Source organism: Rhizobium sp. RU33A, from assembly GCF_900156055.1.
In the GTDB taxonomy this organism is placed as follows: domain Bacteria; phylum Pseudomonadota; class Alphaproteobacteria; order Rhizobiales; family Rhizobiaceae; genus Allorhizobium.
Window position 1 is genome coordinate 1 of sequence record NZ_FTMQ01000003.1, and the last position, 18,794, is coordinate 18,794.

The following is an 18,794-nucleotide window of genomic DNA, read 5'->3' on the forward strand; positions in this document are numbered from 1 at the left end:
TAGGTGATCGAGCCCGGGATCGGCTGGACGGAGGCGAAAGCGGCCGAACCGGCTGCGAGGGTGATCAGGGCGGCAGAGATGATGGTCTTCATGGTCTTAGTTCCTTTGTGCGTTCTTGTGTGGCGGCGGCTCGGGGCGGTGGAGAGGGCCGAGCCTGCCGCTGGAGGTCTTTTGCGTCTTCAAGAGGCGCGTTAGTTCAGGCGCTTCGGATTAAGAAGCGTTCGAAACGGTGCGGTTGACGAGGGTCACCGACTTGTCGGCATTGACCTTGTAAACTTCGCGAACGTCGCGGCCGTCACCGTTGGCAAAGGTGTGGAAGAAGGTCGAACCGGCCGGTGCCCGCTCCAGCTGAACATTGGCGTTGTCGTAAGTGATCGAGCCTGGGATCGGCTGGACGGAGGCGAAAGCGGCCGAGCCGGCTGCGAGGGTAATCAGGGCTGCGGAGATGATGGTCTTCATGGTCGTTTTCCTTATCTTGAATTGAGCTCAGCCTCAGGCATTCAGCTCTAGATTGTATTGATGGGTAGCATCTACCCGTGATGAGGATCGTCTATTGTGCCGTCAGTCGTTCGCCATGGAACGGGAGACGATGGAGACGGTCCGGTCTGTATTCACCTTGTAGATCTCATGGACTTCCGTGCCGTTGAGATAGAAGGTGTGGAAGAAGTTCGAACCGGCGGGTGCCTGTTCGAGCCTTGGCTGCGCACCGCCATAGGTGATTGAGCCTGGGACTGGCTCGATCGCGAAAGCGGCCGAAGCGGCTGCGATGGTGGTCAGGAGTGCTGCTGCGATGGTCTTCATAGTGTGTAAGCCTTTAGAACCTTGCTTTATCGAACTGCTCGGTTCGATGATATGTATTTGGCGTATGGCGGTTTGGAAATCAATACCCCTTTGCGCACAATCGAACTGATTGGTTCGGTGAAAGTACCCGGTATCACGGAGGATACTTGAAGGGGGAGGTAAGGAAAAACAGTGGGTTAGTCTGGAAATACACCGTCATTTAACTATGACATACAACGATTATTTTTTGTCATCATCACCCTTTTGTGACAGTTTTGTGGGGTGAAAGGGGGCGATCGCGGATACCCAAGATAGCCGGACAGAGGCACCGCCATCCCGCGTGGATCCCCCGCGAACGGCTTTGCGGCGGCACATCGTGTCAGCCTGATGCAGAGGTCAGCAGAAGCCTGCGACAGGCAAAGAGTTTGCCCCCGAACCACTCTCTGCGGCCGCGAGCGGCCTCCCGCATTTCGTCCCTCGACGATATCGCGACAGAATTTCTCCATGATCCGCATCACCGGTAGCGATTCCAGTTCGCCTCCGCCGCCTAATGCGAGCATTGTTTTGCTATTTTCCGGGCAGCGTTGACTAAGACGACCTTTTGGGTAGTCTTAAATCGTTAACGCCAGAGAGGAGGCACAAATGAAAAAGTGCATTGGGAAAAATCTTGCGGCGTTTCTCGTCGGACTGAGCCTGTCCACCGGCCTTGTGCTGCCGGCAGGCGCTGCGGAGCTTCTGAACGTCTCCTATGATCCGACGCGCGAGTTCTACGCCGAGTTCAACACCGCCTTTGCCAAACACTGGCAGACCGAGGCTGGAGAAACGGTAACGATCAGCCAGTCGCATGGCGGCTCGGGTCGCCAGGCGCGCGCCGTGATGGAAGGCCTTGAAGCCGATGTGGTCACACTCGCCCTGCAAAGCGATATCGACATCATCTCCGAGCGGGCAAAGCTGATCGCGACTGACTGGCGTGCCCGCCTGCCGAACAATTCCTCGCCCTACACCTCGACCATCGTCTTCCTGGTACGCAAGGGCAATCCGAAGGGCATCCAGGATTGGGGCGATCTGGTGAAGGGTGACGTGCAGATCGTCACGCCCAATCCGAAGACCTCGGGCGGCGCGCGCTGGAACTATCTCGCCGCCTGGGCCTGGGCCAACAAGGAATTCGGTGGCGACCAGCAGAAGATCCGCGACTATATCGCCGAGATCTACCGCCGCGCGCCCGTGCTCGATACCGGTGCCCGCGGCTCACTGACGAGCTTTGCCCAGCGCGAGATCGGCGACGTGCTGATCTCCTGGGAAAACGAGGCCTATCTCGCCGGCAAGGAATTCGGCGCCGACAGTTTCGACATTGTCACCCCGTCGTTGTCGATCCTCGCCGAACCGCCGGTCGCCGTTGTTGACGTCAACGTCGACAAGAAGGGCACCCGCAGAGAGGCGGAAGCCTATCTGAACTACCTCTATTCAGCCGAAGGTCAGGCGCTTGCCGCCAAACACTTCTACCGCCCCTCGCGTCCGGATCTCGTGGCCGCAGGCTCCGGCCCCGAACTGCCCAAGCTCGATCTCGCCACCATCGACGATCCGCTTTTCGGCGGCTGGGCCAAAGCGCAGCCGGAGCATTTCGGCGAAGGCGGTGTCTTCGACCAGATCTACCGCCCCTGACGGGCGGCTCCTCCCGAGGCAGGAAGGCGGCTCCGCAAGGGCCGCCTTCTTTGTTTTTAGAGAATGCGTAGCGACAGCCTCTTGCCCTCCAGCCGTCGCCTGTCGTTGCGCCGCAGCAGCTTTTCCGCTACAGAACCTCATCCACAAGGACCCGGTGAAAATCCGGGTGGCTCTTCTGGCCGCCGATCCGCCAGACAACACAGCAACGCAACCATTTTCTTTTCCTGGCCCGAGACCCTCTCGGACCGTTGCAACAACTGTGAAAAATCAACAATGCAAACACTTATCCAGTACCGCCGCGAGTGGTTCTCCAACATCCGTGGCGACATTCTCTCCGGCATCGTCGTGGCGCTCGCCCTCATTCCCGAAGCCATCGGCTTCTCGGTTATCGCTGGCGTCGATCCCAAGGTTGGCCTTTATGCCTCCTTCGCCATTGCCTGCGTAACCGCCTTCGTCGGCGGCCGTCCCGGCATGATCTCTGCCGCCACCGCAGCCACCGCCGTCATCATGGTGACACTCGTCAAGGAACACGGGCTGCAATATCTCTTCGCCGCCACAATCCTGATGGGCGTGATCCAGATCCTCGCCGGCTTCCTGAAGCTCGGCCGCGTCATGCGCTTCGTCTCGCGCTCGGTCATCACTGGCTTCGTCAACGCGCTCGCCATCCTGATCTTCATGGCGCAGCTGCCGGAACTGATCGGCGTGCCGGGCCTGACCTATGCCATGATCGCGGGCGGCCTCGCGATCATCTACCTCTTCCCCTATGTGACCAAGGCGATCCCGTCGCCGCTGGTCGCCATCATCGTCTTGACGACGCTTGCCTGGTGGACCGGCATGGACCTGCGCACCGTCGCCGACCTCGGCGAGCTGCCCTCGACGCTGCCCGTTTTCCTGCTGCCGGATGTGCCGCTCACGCTTGAGACATTGCAGATCATCCTGCCCTATTCGATCACGCTTGCCGCAGTCGGCCTGCTGGAATCGCTGCTGACAGCCCAGATCGTCGACGACATGACGGATACGCCGAGCAACAAGAGCCAGGAATGCATCGGCCAGGGCACAGGCAATATCGCCTCCGCCATGATCGGCGGCATGGGCGGCTGCGCCATGATCGGCCAGTCGGTCATCAACGTCACCTCGGGCGGCCGCGGACGCCTGTCGGCCTTCGTCGCCGGCGCCTTCCTGCTCTTCCTGATCGTGGTGCTCGACGATCTCGTTCGCATCATTCCGATGGCAGCCCTCGTTGCCATCATGATCATGGTCTCGATCGGCACCTTCTCCTGGCGCTCGATCCTCGATCTCCGCCGCAATCCCTGGCAGTCCTCCGTCGTCATGCTGGCAACGGTCGTGACCGTGGTCGCAACCCACGACCTCGCCAAGGGCGTCATCGTCGGCGTGCTGCTCTCCGGCATCTTCTTCGCCGGCAAGGTGGCAAAACTCTTCCGCGTCACCCGCCATAGCGAAGAAGCCTCCGGCGCCGTTACCTACCGCGTCACCGGCCAGATCTTCTTCGCCTCGGCCGAGAGCTTCATCCACGCCTTCGATTTCTCGGAGAGGGCAAGCAAGATCGTCATTGACGTGACCGCCGCCCATCTCTGGGACATCACCGCCGTTGGCGCGCTCGACAAGATCGTCTTGAAATACCGCAAGGCCGGCATCGAGGTCGAGGTCCTCGGCTTCAACGAGGCAAGCGCCGACATGGTCGACCGCTTCGCCCTGCACGACAAGGACGAGCGCCTCGCAGCCAGCGCTGCCTTGCACTGAGCTGCCTTGCACTGAAATGAGGGCAGGGGCGCCGGGAAACCGGCGTCCTTTCCCGACCTCACCTTGCGATCAAGCAAAGGTGAGGTCGCAAATCCGGATCCGCGCACTACCCTTGAGAGTAGCTGTGACCAAATCTGGAGACAATCATGACCCGCGCACGTTCCCTGCCGTCCATGCCCAAGTCCATGCCCAAGTCCACGCTGTCCCTCTCGGCCCTGGCCGGCGCCGCACTCTTTGCCGGTGCCGCCCTGGCCCATCACGGCTGGTCCTGGGCCGAGGCCGACCAGATCGACCTGACCGGCACAATCACCACCATCTCCTTTGCCCCGCCGCATCCGACGCTCGAACTGGAGACAGCAGAAGGCTCCTGGCGCATCGAACTTGGCAATCCGAACCAGACCCAGCGCTCCGGATTCGTCGAGGGCGTCGTCGCTGTCGGCGACGAGATCACCGTGCGCGGCAACCGCTCGCTCGATCCGGATGAAAAGCGCCTGAAGGCGGTGCGTGTCGTCGTCGAGGGCAAGAACTACGACATCTATCCAAGCCGCATCGTGACCAACTGACGGCATGGAATGGCTGGCAGCTCTTGGCGAGACGTCTGTGGCGCGGGCGCTGATCCGCTCGCCTACGCTCTACATCTTCGCCAATGCCGGCCATATCCTGTCGCTGGCCATGCTGATCGGCGCAAGCGTATTCCTCGATCTACGTCTGCTCGGCCGGTTCAAGAGCCTCCCGCTCGCCGAAACGGCCGAACTGTTCTCGCGCATTGCAGCCGTGGCCCTTGTCTGCGCCGTGCTGACGGGGGCGATCCTGTTTTCCGTGCGTCCGGTGGAATATGCCGGCAACACAGCCTTCTTGATCAAGCTCCTGCTCGTCGGGCTCGGAACGGCCAATGCCGTCTCTCTTCATCTCTCCCGTGACTGGGCCGAGATGATCGTCGGAAAACAGGCCTCGCTTCGGCTAAAACTCGGGGCTGTCTTCTCGCTGACGATCTGGCTGTCGGCCGTCCTCGCCGGCCGCTGGATCGGCTTCCTCTGAAAGTCTCCGGTCTGAGACTTCGTGCCCTCGGTCCACCCGAAAATGACGGTTGTCAGCTTGTTTGCGCAGCAACCGAGTGGTGTTACTCTGCGACCGTTGTTTCGGGGGATTTCAACATGCCACAACTTTCCATCTGGTACTTCCGCACGGCCATTCTGTTTCTGATCGCCGGCATCTGTCTTGGCCTCTACATGTCGATCACGCACAAGTTCGAGGCGACGGGCGCGCATGCGCATATCAACCTGCTCGGCTGGGTGACGATGGCGATTTTCGGCATCTACTATGCGCTGAACCCGGTACAGGCCGCGAGCCGCATCGCCAGGATCCAGTATATGCTCTACACGCTGGGCATCCTGGTCATGGCACCTTCGCTGTTCCTGATGCTGACCGGCAATCCGGCGCTCGAGCCCGTCGTCGCAATCTCCTCGCTGGTGACTTTCGCAGGCGTTCTGCTTTTTGCAGTGATCCTGTTTAGCAGGAAGGCGTGACGGACGAGCGGGCGTTTCCGTTCTGCCACCGTGCGAGCGCCTCCAGCCCCGCAGGTGTCAGCCCATAGACGCCGCGGTCCACCCGTTCGAACCAGCCATAGACATTGCCCTGCAGGATCTTGCCTGCCTCGGGAACGCTCGCCCTGATGTCGCGCACCTTCTTCGGACCTGCGGCAAGCGCCGCCGCGCAGCCCAGCGCTTGCTGGCGATAGGCGGTCATTTGCGGTATGCGCGTGCTGCCGCCGATGACCGGATCCCCTCGGCGCTTCTGGTGCTCGCGCATCAGGCGAGAGCGCCGTTTCGGATTGGTCCGCGGCATCGGCGTGACGGATGCGACGATGACATTGACCGTGCCGTTGTCGGCAACGCCGAGCATGCCGATGCCGAGCCTGCGGCAGAGATCGCGGTAGCGTTTGTCGCTCTCGCGGCCCTTGCCCTTGGCCGAAATGCGCGCAGCGATCCAGAGCTCGTCGGCGACGGATGCACGATCGACAGCCTGCAGGATGAGTTCGAGATTGAAACTGAGCTTCAGCTCGCAGACGACCATAACGGGTGGATCCTCGTCGCTGAGGCCCACGAGATCACAGCCGCCGATCTCGCCCTTCACGGTGTAACCCGCCTGTTCGAGGAAGGCTTTGACGGGAGCGTAGAGCGAGGTTTCCATGGAACTCGGGATCAGGTTGCGCAAGAGCTGACACATAGAGCACGTCCAGCAAAAGTGCGTTAGCGGTTTTGCGTCCAGACTGCGTAAAAACAAATAGATAGAGCATCTCCGGTGATCTCGTATCACCGGAGATGCTCTAGCCTGCTTTGTCGGTGAGCGTCATCAGGAAATCGCATGTGCGACGCAGGAAACGGGTGGTTCCTCCGGTCTTGTCCAACGATCCTTGGACCCTGTGTCTGAAAGGAAGTCCCGCATGAAACCTGATTTGACAGACGACAATGCCCGCTGGCAGGCAGTCCGCATCCGGGACGCTGCGATGGACGGCCTCTTTGTCTACGGTGTGCTCTCGACCCGGATCTTCTGCCGTCCGTCCTGTCCATCGCGTCCGGCACGGCGAGAGAGCCTCGTCTCCCTTCAAACGCCTGAAGCCGCCCGTGAGGGCGGCTTCAGGGCCTGTCTGCGGTGTCGTCCGGACCAGCCCGAAACCTGGGCCGAGCGGCTCTAACGCCTTCTCACACCAGGAAGATCGAGATGATCGGAAAGGCCGTCAGAAGCACGATGCGGAAGACATCAGCGCCGACGAAGGGCACGATACCCTTGTAGGTCTCACGGATCGGCACGTCGCGCGACATGGCCGATATGATGAAGAGATTTAAGCCCACCGGTGGCGTTATCATGCCGATCTCGGCGACCATCAGCACCAGGATGCCGAACCAGATGGCAAAGTGCTCCGGGCTCATGCCGAAATCCATCGCCGTCACGATCGGGAAGAAGATCGGGATGGTGAGCACGATCATGGAGAGCGAGTCCATGATGCAGCCGAAGATGATGTAGAGCACGAGAATGATGATCAGCACGGTCATCGGTGCAAAGCCCTGTGCCGTCACCCATTCCGCGCCCACTTGCGGCAGGCGTGAGAAGGCGAGGAAGGAGTTGAACACCGAGGCGCCGAGAATGATGAAGAAGATCATGCCGGTGGAAACCGCCGTCTCCTTGAAGCAGGCCGCGAGCGACTGGCGGTCGAGACCGCCATTGGCAAAGGCAACGAGGCCGGCACCCACGGCACCCACGGCGGCGGCCTGCGTCGGCGTGAACCAGCCGAGATAGATGCCGCCGACGACCGCAAAGAAGATCGCGACGACCGGCCAGACGGCAATCAGGGCAGGGACGCGGTCCTTCCAAGGAATACGCGGTGCCTGGCCTGCACTTTCCGGCTTCAGACGGACATAGATGGCGATGACGACGAGATAGGAGATCGCCGCGATGATCCCCGGCACGAAGGCTGCGAGGAAGAGCTTTGCAATGTTCTGCTCGGCGAGGATCGCATAGATGACCAGCACGACGGAGGGCGGGATGAGGATCCCGAGCGTGCCGCCGGCGGCCAGCGTCGCGGTTGCGAGCCCGCCGGCATAGCCGTTGCGCTTCAGTTCCGGAAGCGCCACCTGCGCCATGGTCGCAGCGGTCGCGAGCGATGAGCCGCAGATCGAGCCGAAGCCGGCAGACGCTCCGATCGCCGCCATGGCAACCCCGCCCTTGCGATGGCCGACAAAGGCCGCCGCCGCGTTGAACAGGGCCTGGCTCATGCCGCCGCGGGCCGCGAACTGGCCCATCAGCAGGAAGAGCGGGATGATCGACAGCGAGTAATTCGCGTTCGTGTTCCAGGCCAGAACCTTCATCTGCGCCAGGATTGGCGTCCAGCGGTCGAGCACCAGATAGGTGCCGACGATGCCGGTCGCCAGCATGGCGGCGCCAATCGGCACGCGCAGGAAAATCAGCAGAATGAGGACGGGAAAAGACCAGAGGCCGATTTCAATGCTGCTCATCAGTGCGCTCCCATCGCAGCGACGATCGTCTTGCCGCGGCGGATGTCGCGGATATCGGCAGCGATCACATACAGGCAGACGAGGAGATTGGCGACAAGAAGGGCAAGCGCGATGGCAAAGCCCCACCAGACAGGCAGAAGAAGCAGCGGCGTGGTTTCGCCATTGCCGAACTTGTCCATGGTGCCGATGGCATGGCGCCAGGTGACGAGCCCGATCAGGATGGCGATCACGATGTCGCCGATGAGCTGCGTCCAGTTCATCGCCTTCGGGCCGAAGGCAGAGATCAGGATGTCGACGCCGACATGACCACGCTTCAACTGGCAAAAGGGTAGGAAGGCAAAGACCGCGAGGCCGCACAGCGCTTCGACCAGTTCGATTTCGCCGGGCAGGGGGCGGATGGTGACCGAGCCGACGATCGAGGCGACGGTCAGCGCGCAGGCAACCACGAGACAGAAGCCGCCGAACAGGACGAGGGCGGAGGCCAGGCTATGGCAAGCCCGCTCCAATCGTTCGAAGCTGGTGGAAACAGCAGTCGCCATCAGAATGTCCTTTGAAAGTCTGTGCAAAGGGTCCGGGCGCCTTCCGACAAGCGCCCGGACAAGGCGGGGAGGTTATTGGGTATTGGCCTGGATGAGCGAAAGCGCGTCGTTGTAGAGCGTCGTGCCGTCGAGACCCTTGCCGTCCATTTCGGCGATCCAGGCCTTGGTCACGGCTTCGCCCGCAGCCTTCCAGCGTGCAGTCTCGGCTTCATCCAAGGCGATGATCTTGTTGCCGTTCTTCTCGGCAATATCCTTGCCGCGGATATCGCCTTCATCCATGGCCTGTCCGAAGAGACGTGCGAGTTCCTTGCCGGAATTGTCGTCGATCACCTTCTTCAGGTCGTCCGGCATCGCGTCATAGCTGTCCTTGTTCATCGCGAACACGAAGGTGCCGGTGTAAAGTCCATTCGGACCGGAGAAGCCGGTGTGGTTCGGCGCGAGTTCGGCGATCTTGATCGCGGGCGTCACTTCCCACGGGACGACCGAGCCGTCGATGACGCTCTTGGACAGGCTTTCCGGGACGGCCGTGACCGGCATGCCGACGGCAGACGCGCCCATGGCTTCGAGCATCTGGTTGATCACCTTCGAGGTGCCGCGCAGCTTCAGCCCCTGCATGTCCTCGAGCTTTTCGACCGGCTTGGAGGCGATGGTGTGGATGAGGCCTGGACCATGGGTGTGGACCGCCAGCACGTGGTAGTCGGTCAACTCGTCCTTGAGGTGCTTCTCGTAATATTCCTGGAAGGCGACCGAGGTGGCCTCGGCTGTCGTCACCATGAAAGGAAGCTCGAAGGCTTCCGACTTCGGGAAGCGGCCGGGGGTGTAGCCGAAGAGTGTCCAGGTCAGATCGACCACGCCATCCTTCACCTGGTCCACGAGGTCGGCCGGTCTGCCGCCGAGCTGCATGGCAGGATAAAGCTCCACGGCGATGCGGCCACCGGAATCGGCCTGGATCTTCTCGGCCCAGGGCTGCAGCACCTTGGCCGGGATCGTCGCCTGTGGCGGCAACATCTGGTGAAGCTTGAGGGTAACGTCGGCGGCGAAGCTGGCGGACGCCATCATCGACAATGCGGCACCGGACAGTCCGGCGATAAGAAACTGGCGCAACATGATTTCCTCCCATGTCTTGTTGATCTGGAAAAACCGACCGGCTCGAGGCAACAGAGCAATCAGAAAACATGACTAGCCAAGTCATGTAAAGATCGCGTCGCCCGGTTCCTCACTCCCATCCGGCAGACTCTTCCTTGTCAGTTATGATTACAGATGGGATGCGGGCACGCAAATAATTATGTGGCCGGAAACCATAACCAAACATGTATGGATTGCGCTGTTCAAAGTCGCGCTTTGCAGCCGCTTGCCGCGATCGTGACGACGGGCCGGCTACCGGGCCTTGGCTCCAACCTCGTCTCCGGTTATAGCTCGCCGCTCCGGCCCGGTCATGACGACGTGTGGCGGGCGATTGTCGATCTGCAAGGATGATCCCGGATGCGTCTTCTTTCCTTCGGCCCCCACCAGCGGTCACGCGCGGCCTTCGTGGCGCTCTGCCTGCTTTCGGCTACGGGGCTCAGTGCCTGTGCCGGCCGTCCGGGGCCGGAGACGCTCGGCACGGTGGCGCTGGGTGACTACAAGCCCAGTCGGGTCGAAACGCTCTACACGGTAACCACCCGTGATCGTGCCCAGCCCGGCGAGAACGTTTTCACCACAACCAAGACCCGCGAGCCCAATTACGCGAGCTTTGCTGTCTCCATCCCGCCGAACCATCAGCCGGCCAATATCGAATGGCCGAAGCCCGGCCGTAAGGTCGATCCGAAGACCGATTTCGCCGTCGTGTCGCAGTCGGTGCTGGATCGCCCCGGCCTCCTGCAGGCAATCCGCGCCCGAGAGGCTGCCCCGCCCGTCGTCTTCGTGCACGGCTACAACTACAATTTCCAGGAAGCGCTGTTCCGACTTGCCCAGCTGAAGACGGATAGCAATCTCGACGGCACGCCGGTGCTGTTCTCCTGGCCGTCTCTCGCTGCGCTGCCGGCCTATGTCGCCGACAAGGAAGCGGCTACCTATTCCCGCGATGCGCTGGCGGACCTGCTGGCCGACATGGTGCGTGCACGAAACGGTGAGGTCGACGTCTTCGCCCATTCCATGGGCGGCTGGCTGACGGTCGAGGCCCTGCGACAGTTGAGACTGCAGGGCAAGGGGGACGTTCTCGATCGACTGAGGGTCATCATGGCAGCGCCCGACATCGACGAAGATGTCTTCACGGCCCAGCTCGACGTCATCGGTCGCATGCGCATCCCGATCACCATTCTCGTCTCGCCGGACGACCGGGCGCTGCAGGTGTCAAGCATTCTCGGCGCCGGTACCCAGCGTGTCGGAGCGCTGGACGCGCGCAATCCCGAAGTGGCAGAAGCGGCCAGGCGCTATGGCATGACGGTCATCGATATCTCTTCGCTCGAATCCGTCGATGCGACCAATCATAACCGCTTCTTCGATGTGAAGCAGTTGGCCGCGACCCTCGGCAAGCCGAACTCGAGCGCGACGCTTGGCGATGCCGGCGCCTTCGTGCTGGACGCCGCCGCCCAGACAGTGTCCAGTCCCTTCTCGCTCGCCGCCCGGGTGTTGCGTCAGCAATGACGGTGCGCTGAGCGGAGCTATGGGTGCATTGCAACGCGACGTGCGCAGGTCAGTCCCGCGTCATCAAAGGACCTTTACCGGTCGCTCACTTCCCAGCGCGGGTTGATCCACGGTTCCTGATTGGAACGGGGCAGGGGCTGCCTGCCCAGGATATGGTCCGCCGCCTTCTCCCCCGTCATGATCGAAGGGCCGTTCAGATTGCCATAGGTGACATGCGGGAAGATCGAACTATCCGCCACGCGCAGGCCTTCAACACCGATCACCTTGGTCGTCGGATCGACAACCGCCATCGGATCATCCGCGCGGCCCATCTTGCACGTGCCGCAGGGATGATAGGCGCCTTCCAGATGTTCCCGAAGATAGGCGTCTATCTCCTCGTCCGACTGCACCTTCGGCCCCGGCGCCACTTCCGCCTCGCGATAGGGATCGAAGGCCTTCTGGGCAAAGATTTCGCGGGTGACACGCACCGCATGGCGGAACTTCACCCAGTCCTCCGGGTCGCTCATATAGTTGAAGCGCAACACCGGCGTATCCTTCACGTCAGGCGAGCGCAGCGTCACCGAGCCGCGCGACTTAGACATGTTGTAGCCGACATGCGCCTGGAAACCATGCCCGCCCACCGCCGACTTGCCGTCATAGGAGATCGCGATCGGCAGGAAGTGATACTGGATGTCGGGCCATTTGACCCCCGCCGCCGATCGGATGAAGGCCGCCGCCTCGAACTGGTTGGAGGTGCCCAAGCCCTTCTTGAAGAACAGCCACTGGGCGCCGACGATCCCCATCCAGAACCAGTTGTTCTTCGAATGCAGCGTGATCGGCAGCTTCGACTTGAACTGGTGGTAATATTCCAGATGGTCCTGCAGGTTCTGCCCCACGCCCGGACGGTCTGCGACGACCGGAATGCCCATCTCCTGGAGATGCGCGGCAGGCCCGATGCCCGAGAGCATCAGGATCTTCGGCGAGTTGAAGGCTGAGGCCGCAACGATCACCTCGCGGTTCGCCCTGACGATTTCGATCTTGCCGCCGATCTCGACCTCGACGCCGACGGCGCGGGTGCCCTCCATCACGACCTTTCGGGCATAACAGCGGATCAGCGAGACATTCGGCCGTTTCAGAGCGGGTTTCAGATAGGCATTCGCCGTCGACCAGCGCCGCCCCTGCCAGCTCGTCTGCTCCATCAGGCCGAAGCCTTCCTGTTGCCGGCCGTTATAGTCTTCGGTGACCGGGAAGCCTGCCTGCCGCCCGGCCTCGATGAAGGCGCGGTAAAGCGGGTTCTTCACCTCGCCGCGCCGCACATGCAGCGGCCCGTCGGTCCCGCGCCAGCCCTCTTCGCCGCCATGCGAACTTTCCTGTCGCTTGAAATAGGGCAGCACGTCGGCATAACCCCAGCCGGTGGCGCCCATCTCTTCCCAGCGGTTGAAATCCTCCGCGTGGCCTCGCACATAGACCATGCCGTTGATCGACGAGGAACCGCCGATCACCTTGCCACGCGGCGCAATCATCCGGCGATTGTTCAAATGCGGCTCGGGCTCGGTCATGTAGCCCCAGTTGTAGCGCTCCATGTTCATCGGATAGGCAAGCGCAGACGGCATCTGCACGAAGGGTCCGATGTCCGACCCGCCGAATTCCAGCACGATGACCGTGTTCTTGCCGTCCTCCGACAGGCGGTAGGCCATGGCAGCCCCTGCTGAGCCTGAGCCGATGATGACGAAATCTGCGCTTTTCATGCCTATCCCCAAAACAAACTTGCCCTAGTGCGCCCGTTCACCTCTCGTCCTCGTCCCCAGGGAGCAGAGCGGATCGCGCGACGGCGGCGTCTCAACACCCTCCCCTTGAGGGGGAGGGTCGGCACGCAGTGCCGGGGTGGGGTGATCTTGACGCTGGATCAGTGTTGCCCGTCACCCCCACCCGCGCGTGCCGCGCGACCTCCCCCTCAAGGGGGAGGTGGAGGATCAATACGGCGCCTCGCACTTACCCATGCCGACATAAACCGTCTTCAGTTCGGAATAATGCTCCAACGCTGCTGCCGAATTCTCGCGGCCGAAGCCCGACTGCTTCGAACCACCAAAGGGGATTTCGACCGGGCAGAGATTATAGGTGTTGATCCACAGCGTGCCGGCCTCCAGCTGATCCACGACCCGGTGCGCGCGGGAGAAATCCGATGTGAACACACCGGCCGACAGGCCGAATTCGGTGGCGTTCGCGCGTGCGATCACCTCCGCCTCGTCCTCGAAATCGAGCACGCACATGACAGGCCCGAAGATCTCTTCGCGCGCAATCGTCATGTCGTCGGTGACATCGGCAAACACCGTCGGCTGGATGTAGAAACCTTCGCCGGTGACGCTGTTGGGAATGCCGCCGCCGGTGACAAGCGTCGCGCCCTCTGCCTTGCCCTTGTCGATATAGGACAAGACCTTCTCGCGCTGCGCGAGCGAGACCATCGGCCCCATCTGGGTTGCCTCGTCCTGCGGATCGCCGATCAGGATCGCCTCGGTGCGTGCCTTCAGCCGTGCCAGGAAGGTCTCCTTGATCGCCTTGTGCACGAAGACGCGCGTGCCGTTCGAGCAGACCTGACCGGTCGAATAGAAATTGCCCAGCATCGCGCCCGAGATCGCGCTGTCGATATCGGCATCGTCGAAGACGACGATCGGCGACTTGCCGCCCAGTTCCATGGTCACGTGCTTGAGCTGCGAGGCAGCCGCCCCCGCCACCTTGCGCCCCGTCGGCACGGAGCCGGTCAGCGACACCTTGGCGACATCGGGATGGCTGACCAGCAACGGCCCGGTCTCGCGGTCGCCCTGGATGACATTGTAGACACCCTTCGGCGCACCGGCCTCGATCAGGATCTCGGCGATCTTGAGTGCACCGAGCGGCGTGACTTCCGACGGCTTGAACACAATCGCATTGCCGGCGGCAAGCGCCGGTGCACCCTTCCAGCAAGCGATCTGCTGCGGATAGTTCCAGGCGCCGATGCCGACGACCACGCCGAGCGGCACGCGCTTGGTATAGGCCCAGTCGCCGCCAAGCGGGATCTGGCTGCCATTCATGGCAGTCGCAATGATGCCGCCGAAGAATTCGAAGCTGTCAGCACCAGACGTCGGGTCGGCCACGATCGTCTCCTGGATCGGCTTGCCGGTGTCGAGCGTCTCGAGCTCGGAAAGCTCGCGATTACGCTCCCGCATGATCTCGGCGGCCTTTTTCAAGACGCGCCCGCGCGCCGCCGGGCTCCAGGACGCCCATTCCTTCTGCGCCCGCTTGGCGGATGCAATCGCCTTCTCGATGATATCAGGCGTTGCCGTATGCAGCCGTGCGATCACTTCGCCGGTCGCCGGATAGATGCTCTCGATGACGGTGCCGTCGGTATCCTCGACATACTCGCCGTCGATGAAGTGAGAGGCTTGCGGTTGGGCTTTCATGTCCTGTCTCCAGACGGGTGTTTGCTGTCCACCTCCCCCTTGAGGGGGAGGTCGCCGCTAAGCGGCGGGTGGTGGTGATCTTCTGCTGTCGTTTCGTTCAGTCTGCGGCGCTCATGCTTCACCCCACCCCGGACCTTTGGTCCGACCCTCCCCCTCAAGGGGAGGGTGGGAGGCGAGCTGCCCCGTCACATAATCCTCGACCAATGCGACAGAGGCATCAATCGAAAGCGGCGCTGCCTTCAGAGACTGGCGGATATAGAGCCCGTCGATCATGGCGGCAGCACCTTCGGCGATGCGGTTCGCGTCGGCGGGTCCACAAAGCGGCTTCAGCCCGGACATCAGGTTCGACTGCAGCCGCCGGGCATAGAGCGCCAGCAGCCGGCGAACCTCTTCCGAGCGCTGCGCCTCCGAATAGAAGGCAAGCCAGGCGGCGACCACCTGTTGGTCGAACTGGTCGGCATTGAAGGAGATGCGGATCACCGCTGAGACCCGTTCCCGCGGCGTCTGCGCCCGGCCGAGCGCCTCGACTGCATCCGTCCGCAATTGCCGCAGCAGCGAGCGGATGGTCTCGATCAGCAACCGGTCCTTCGAGCCGAAATAGTGATGCGCCAGCGCAGGAGAAACACCCGCCTCGCGCGCGATCTCCGACATGGTGACTGTCAGCGAGCCGTGATGGCCAATCGTCTTCAACGCGGCATCGACGAGCGCTTTGCGGCGCACTGGCTCCATTCCGACCTTTGGCATCCGGCTTCTCCTGTCTTGCCACATGATAATTTTGATTGACTGATCAATCAATAAAAAAGTCTTTGACGCCGCCCCGCGAGACAGGAGAGCTCGACCGTTAACGGTAAAGCGTGCCGAGGAAGCTGGGCCGCGAAGCTGCGATCCCGTTGCGTGGCGACCCGGGACGGCACACCGGACCGCCTGCGTTTCATGGCCTTTCGCCTTATGATCCGGGCAGACAGCGGCCATTCCGTCAGTTGTTGTGCCGTGAAACTTTCATCCCATTGTCACACTACGGAAAGCCTTTATTGACGATTGGTCCGCCACATTTCCGCCCATAAAAACAAATGCATACTGGGAGTATCGCGTATGGGTGCGGGGGTCGCGGAAGATTTGGGGGCGCTCAGGCGTTTTGCCTCTGACCAGCTCGTCACACTGGCCAAGCTCGTCGTGGAAAACGCCTTCCAGCCGATCGTCGAGGTCGGCACAGGTGCTGTCTTCGGCCATGAGAGCCTGATGCGCGGCCATGACAGGATCGGCTTCGAAAGCCCGCTCGACCTGCTCGACCAGGCGGCCTCGACCGGCCAGCTTCTCGCCCTCGAACAGATGGTCGCAAGTCGGGCGCTTGCCAAGTTCGCGACCCTGCCGGATTGCGCCGGCGCCACCCTTTTTCTCAATCTCGACGTCCGCCTGATCCCCGACGGCAATGCGCTGGTCGACACCCTGCTCGACCAGCTGCGCAAGGCCCATGTGCCGCCGTCCTCCGTCTGCTTCGAGCTTTCCGAGCGTTTCGACAACACCCGTGTCCCGGAATTCGCAGCCCTGGTCGAGCGCCTGCGCCGCTCCGGCTTCAAGCTCGCCATCGATGATTTCGGCGTCGGCCATGGCGAGATGAAGCTGCTCTGCGACTATCCCGTCGACTATGTGAAGATCGACCGCCATTTCATCGCCGGCCTCGACAGCAATCCGCGCAAACGCCACCTCGTCAAGAACATCGTCAACTTCTGCCATGTTCTGGGTGTGCGCGTGATCGCCGAAGGCATCGAGACGGAAGGGGAATTCCTCGCCTGCCGCGAATTCGGCGTCGATCTGGTTCAGGGCTGGTATATCGCCCGCCCCAGCACAATCGTCTCGGAGCTGAAAAGCGCCTTTCCCCATCTCCAGGATGTCGGCAAGGCCCGCCGCGCCACCCAATCGCTCGATGAGATCCTGATCCGCAAGCAGATCGAGACACTGCCCACCGTATTCGAGCACGAGAACATCGACCACGTCTTCGATCTCTTCCGCCGCAATCCCGGCCAGTCCTTCTTCCCCGTGCTCAATGCCAATGGCGAGCCCCGCGGCATCATCAACGAGCGGCATCTCAAGGAATACATCTACCAGCCCTTCGGCCGGGATCTCCTGAAGAACAAGCTCTACGAGCGCTCCATCTCGCATTTCGTTGACCGCGCCCCGATCGTCGGCCTGGATGCCGATGCCGAGCGGTTGATGACGATGTTTGCCAATATGGAAGGCTCGGACTGCGTCATCCTGACGGAAAACATGCGCTATGCCGGCGTCGTCTCCGCCGCCTCGCTGATCCGCATCATGAGCGAGAAGCAGCTGAAGACCGCCCAGGACCAGAACCCGCTGACGAGCCTGCCCGGCAATCGCGCCATCCGCGATTTCATGCGTTCCGCAGCGCTGGATGGCGATGGCGCCCGCTTCTTCTGCTACTGCGACTTCGACCACTTCAAGCCGTTCAACGACCATTACGGCTTTCACCAGGGCGACCACGCGATCTCGCTCTTTGCCGCTCTCCTGCGGCGCTATTTCTTCTCTGAAGGCGATTTCCTTGGCCATGTCGGCGGCGATGATTTCTTCATCGGCGTCACTGACTGGTCCCGCGAGGAGCTGACCGAAATCCTCGACCGTCTGCTGTCGGATTTCCACGACGACGTTATCGACCTCTATTCCGAAACCGATCGCCAGACCGGCCACATCAAGGGCCTTGATCGCCAGGGTCTCGAACGTGATTTCCCCCTGATGCGCTGCTCGATCGGCGTGCTGGAACTCCCCGCCGGCCTCGTCATCGACGATGTCAGCCGCATCAGCGGCGAGATCGCGGATTTGAAGAAGCAGGCGAAGGAGAATGAGGGTGGGCTGTCCTTCGGATTGATTGATGGTTGAAAGCAGCTGTCGCCGCTGCGATCCGTGGAAGACATGGCGACGCCGGTCTATGGTGGGCCATGCCCTTAACCAGTCAGATTGTGCCTTATGATCCCGAATGGCCGGTCCGCTTTGAAAGAGAAGCGGCCAGACTGAGGTCGACATTCGGGTTTGGCCGGTTCGAGATCCACCATGTCGGCAGCACGGCGGTGCCGCGCCTTTCCGCGAAACCCGAGATCGACATTCTGGCAGTCTATCATGGGGCAGAAATCTCCGCCTCGACGGAGCAACAGCTCAAGGATCTCGGATATCGACGTGGCGGGGATCTGACGCCGGGTCACCACTTTTTCAAACGCGACATTGACGGTCTGAGGACCCATAAGCTTCACGTGATCCAGGCGTCTCACGCGAAGATCGCGCATCTGCTGACATTTCGCGACAAATTGCGGGCCAACGAGGTCCTGCGCAGCGAATATGAGCGATTGAAGATTCGGCTGGAGCGCGAGAATATCTCCGGCATACGCGAATATCTTGATGGCAAGGAGCCGTTCATAGATGCCGTTGTCGCGGGTCGACAGTTTGAAGTTGAAGCGAAAGGCTTGGCGACGACGCCGATTTGCGTTGCAGTCGAAGCGGCGGACCAGCCGGATATAGACCGCTTGCTTGCGATATCGGATGCCGTCGCTGCACGTCTCTATCCCGGCGAGTTCCGGCGGCCACTCACAGGACGAGCGCTGGCAGACACTGAAGCTCGTATGTTCGTCGCCCGCGATGCTTCCCGTCAGGCGCTCGGCTGCGCCGCCCTGATCGACCTGCCCGACGGCATAGCCGAACTCAAGCGCATGATCGTTGACCCTCAACATGCCGGGCAGGGTGTCGGTCGCAAACTCCTCCTCGGTCTCCTGCAAACGGCGAAGGAGCGCGGCATCCGCTCCGTGGTGCTCGAAGTCGGCATCCGCAATGTCGAGGCGCGCCGGCTCTACGAAAGCGTCGGTTTCCGCGACCGCGGCCCTTTCGGGAGCTACGAACAGACCCCCATCGCTACCTTCCTGCAGATCGAACTCTAGGATCCGCCCGATCGCCCGATACCATTTGTCACGTCGGACAAAGGGCCTCCTTTTCATCGC

18 protein-coding genes and 1 other annotated feature are annotated in these 18,794 nt (G+C 61.7%); of the genes, 9 read left to right on the forward strand and 9 right to left on the reverse strand.

Annotated features, from left to right (window positions below):
* Positions 1–210: 210 nt before the first annotated feature.
* Both BW978_RS10765 and BW978_RS10770 read right to left on the reverse strand, forming a co-directional pair.
* Positions 211–459 (reverse strand): hypothetical protein, encoded by a 249-nt coding sequence (locus BW978_RS10765; RefSeq protein WP_076394998.1) that lies wholly within the window; start codon positions 457–459, stop codon positions 211–213.
* Between the two features lie 102 nt (positions 460–561).
* Positions 562–801: a hypothetical protein gene (locus BW978_RS10770; protein ID WP_076395000.1), complete on the reverse strand. Its 240-nt coding sequence runs from the start codon at positions 799–801 to the stop codon at positions 562–564.
* Positions 802–1,422: 621 nt separating this feature from the next.
* Here BW978_RS10770 and BW978_RS10775 point away from each other — a divergent pair.
* The 5 genes from BW978_RS10775 (at position 1,423) to BW978_RS10795 (ending at position 5,729) form a co-directional block, all read left to right on the forward strand.
* Positions 1,423–2,442: a sulfate ABC transporter substrate-binding protein gene (locus BW978_RS10775; protein WP_076395002.1), complete on the forward strand. Its 1,020-nt coding sequence runs from the start codon at positions 1,423–1,425 to the stop codon at positions 2,440–2,442.
* Positions 2,443–2,586: 144 nt separating this feature from the next.
* Positions 2,587–2,642 (forward strand) — a sequence feature (sul1 is cis-regulatory element that is thought to sense ions involved in sulfur or methionine metabolism; They are found in Alphaproteobacteria).
* Positions 2,643–2,715: 73 nt separating this feature from the next.
* Positions 2,716–4,203: a SulP family inorganic anion transporter gene (locus tag BW978_RS10780; protein ID WP_076395005.1), complete on the forward strand. Its 1,488-nt coding sequence runs from the start codon at positions 2,716–2,718 to the stop codon at positions 4,201–4,203.
* Between the two features lie 185 nt (positions 4,204–4,388).
* Positions 4,389–4,766, forward strand: coding sequence for a DUF6152 family protein (locus BW978_RS10785; protein ID WP_244551966.1), 378 nt, complete (start codon positions 4,389–4,391; stop codon positions 4,764–4,766).
* A 4-nt stretch (positions 4,767–4,770) separates the two neighbouring features.
* Positions 4,771–5,241, forward strand: a complete 471-nt coding sequence (locus tag BW978_RS10790) for a DUF6644 family protein (protein WP_076395007.1) — start codon at positions 4,771–4,773, stop codon at positions 5,239–5,241.
* Positions 5,242–5,357: 116 nt separating this feature from the next.
* Positions 5,358–5,729 carry a hypothetical protein gene (locus tag BW978_RS10795; RefSeq protein WP_076395009.1) on the forward strand — a complete coding sequence of 124 codons (372 nt, stop codon included), beginning with the start codon at positions 5,358–5,360 and terminating at the stop codon, positions 5,727–5,729.
* Here BW978_RS10795 and BW978_RS10800 read toward each other — a convergent pair.
* Positions 5,713–6,393 carry a DUF2161 domain-containing phosphodiesterase gene (locus BW978_RS10800; RefSeq protein WP_076396437.1) on the reverse strand — a complete coding sequence of 227 codons (681 nt, stop codon included), beginning with the start codon at positions 6,391–6,393 and terminating at the stop codon, positions 5,713–5,715. The two genes, BW978_RS10795 and BW978_RS10800, sit on opposite strands and share 17 nt — an antisense overlap.
* A gap of 253 nt (positions 6,394–6,646) precedes the next feature.
* On the opposite strand from BW978_RS10800, the gene BW978_RS10805 reads away from it, so the two are divergent.
* Positions 6,647–6,898, forward strand: a complete 252-nt coding sequence (locus tag BW978_RS10805; protein WP_076395011.1) for an Ada metal-binding domain-containing protein — start codon at positions 6,647–6,649, stop codon at positions 6,896–6,898.
* Positions 6,899–6,905: 7 nt separating this feature from the next.
* Here the strand turns inward: BW978_RS10805 and BW978_RS10810 are convergent, their stop codons facing one another.
* The 3 genes from BW978_RS10810 to BW978_RS10820 form a co-directional block, all read right to left on the reverse strand.
* Positions 6,906–8,216 (reverse strand): TRAP transporter large permease, encoded by a 1,311-nt coding sequence (locus tag BW978_RS10810; RefSeq protein ID WP_076395013.1) that lies wholly within the window; start codon positions 8,214–8,216, stop codon positions 6,906–6,908.
* Entirely contained in the window at positions 8,216–8,755 is a 540-nt protein-coding gene (locus tag BW978_RS10815) for a TRAP transporter small permease (protein ID WP_076395015.1), read from the reverse strand. Before BW978_RS10815 ends, BW978_RS10810 begins: the two co-directional genes overlap by 1 nt.
* A 72-nt stretch (positions 8,756–8,827) precedes the next feature.
* Entirely contained in the window at positions 8,828–9,862 is a 1,035-nt protein-coding gene (locus tag BW978_RS10820) for a TRAP transporter substrate-binding protein (RefSeq protein WP_076395017.1), read from the reverse strand.
* A 375-nt stretch (positions 9,863–10,237) separates the two neighbouring features.
* Between BW978_RS10820 and BW978_RS10825 the strand changes: the two genes are divergently transcribed.
* Positions 10,238–11,380 carry an alpha/beta hydrolase gene (locus BW978_RS10825; RefSeq protein ID WP_076395019.1) on the forward strand — a complete coding sequence of 381 codons (1,143 nt, stop codon included), beginning with the start codon at positions 10,238–10,240 and terminating at the stop codon, positions 11,378–11,380.
* A gap of 74 nt (positions 11,381–11,454) precedes the next feature.
* Here BW978_RS10825 and betA read toward each other — a convergent pair whose 3' ends face one another.
* From betA to betI, 3 genes are all read right to left on the reverse strand, one after another.
* A complete protein-coding gene (gene betA / locus BW978_RS10830) occupies positions 11,455–13,107 on the reverse strand; it encodes a choline dehydrogenase (protein WP_076395021.1) in 1,653 nt (550 codons plus the stop codon).
* 225 nt (positions 13,108–13,332) lie between these two features.
* On the reverse strand, positions 13,333–14,796 hold the full coding sequence (betB, locus tag BW978_RS10835) for a betaine-aldehyde dehydrogenase (RefSeq protein WP_076395023.1): 1,464 nt from the start codon (positions 14,794–14,796) through the stop codon (positions 13,333–13,335).
* 111 nt (positions 14,797–14,907) lie between these two features.
* Positions 14,908–15,540 carry a transcriptional regulator BetI gene (betI, locus tag BW978_RS10840; RefSeq protein ID WP_076395025.1) on the reverse strand — a complete coding sequence of 211 codons (633 nt, stop codon included), beginning with the start codon at positions 15,538–15,540 and terminating at the stop codon, positions 14,908–14,910.
* Positions 15,541–15,888: 348 nt separating this feature from the next.
* Here betI and BW978_RS10845 point away from each other — a divergent pair, with 348 nt between their 5' ends.
* Together BW978_RS10845 and BW978_RS10850 are read left to right on the forward strand one after the other, a co-directional pair.
* On the forward strand, positions 15,889–17,688 hold the full coding sequence (locus BW978_RS10845) for a bifunctional diguanylate cyclase/phosphodiesterase (RefSeq protein WP_139330465.1): 1,800 nt from the start codon (positions 15,889–15,891) through the stop codon (positions 17,686–17,688).
* A gap of 59 nt (positions 17,689–17,747) precedes the next feature.
* Positions 17,748–18,734 (forward strand): GNAT family N-acetyltransferase, encoded by a 987-nt coding sequence (locus BW978_RS10850; protein WP_076395029.1) that lies wholly within the window; start codon positions 17,748–17,750, stop codon positions 18,732–18,734.
* The last annotated feature ends 60 nt before the right edge of the window (positions 18,735–18,794 follow it).

Bases quoted from the DNA above. Each gene is read 5' to 3' on its own strand.
- BW978_RS10765 (WP_076394998.1), bottom strand. From the start codon at position 459: ATGAAGACCATCATCTCCGCAGCCCTGATTACCCTCGCAGCCGGCTCG.
- BW978_RS10770 (WP_076395000.1), bottom strand. From the start codon at position 801: ATGAAGACCATCGCAGCAGCACTCCTGACCACCATCGCAGCCGCTTCG.
- BW978_RS10775 (WP_076395002.1), top strand. From the start codon at position 1,423: ATGAAAAAGTGCATTGGGAAAAATCTTGCGGCGTTTCTCGTCGGACTG.
- BW978_RS10780 (WP_076395005.1), top strand. From the start codon at position 2,716: ATGCAAACACTTATCCAGTACCGCCGCGAGTGGTTCTCCAACATCCGT.
- BW978_RS10785 (WP_244551966.1), top strand. From the start codon at position 4,389: ATGCCCAAGTCCACGCTGTCCCTCTCGGCCCTGGCCGGCGCCGCACTC.
- BW978_RS10790 (WP_076395007.1), top strand. From the start codon at position 4,771: ATGGAATGGCTGGCAGCTCTTGGCGAGACGTCTGTGGCGCGGGCGCTG.
- BW978_RS10795 (WP_076395009.1), top strand. From the start codon at position 5,358: ATGCCACAACTTTCCATCTGGTACTTCCGCACGGCCATTCTGTTTCTG.
- BW978_RS10800 (WP_076396437.1), bottom strand. From the start codon at position 6,393: ATGGAAACCTCGCTCTACGCTCCCGTCAAAGCCTTCCTCGAACAGGCG.
- BW978_RS10805 (WP_076395011.1), top strand. From the start codon at position 6,647: ATGAAACCTGATTTGACAGACGACAATGCCCGCTGGCAGGCAGTCCGC.
- BW978_RS10810 (WP_076395013.1), bottom strand. From the start codon at position 8,216: ATGAGCAGCATTGAAATCGGCCTCTGGTCTTTTCCCGTCCTCATTCTG.
- BW978_RS10815 (WP_076395015.1), bottom strand. From the start codon at position 8,755: ATGGCGACTGCTGTTTCCACCAGCTTCGAACGATTGGAGCGGGCTTGC.
- BW978_RS10820 (WP_076395017.1), bottom strand. From the start codon at position 9,862: ATGTTGCGCCAGTTTCTTATCGCCGGACTGTCCGGTGCCGCATTGTCG.
- BW978_RS10825 (WP_076395019.1), top strand. From the start codon at position 10,238: ATGCGTCTTCTTTCCTTCGGCCCCCACCAGCGGTCACGCGCGGCCTTC.
- betA (WP_076395021.1), bottom strand. From the start codon at position 13,107: ATGAAAAGCGCAGATTTCGTCATCATCGGCTCAGGCTCAGCAGGGGCT.
- betB (WP_076395023.1), bottom strand. From the start codon at position 14,796: ATGAAAGCCCAACCGCAAGCCTCTCACTTCATCGACGGCGAGTATGTC.
- betI (WP_076395025.1), bottom strand. From the start codon at position 15,540: ATGCCAAAGGTCGGAATGGAGCCAGTGCGCCGCAAAGCGCTCGTCGAT.
- BW978_RS10845 (WP_139330465.1), top strand. From the start codon at position 15,889: ATGGGTGCGGGGGTCGCGGAAGATTTGGGGGCGCTCAGGCGTTTTGCC.
- BW978_RS10850 (WP_076395029.1), top strand. From the start codon at position 17,748: ATGCCCTTAACCAGTCAGATTGTGCCTTATGATCCCGAATGGCCGGTC.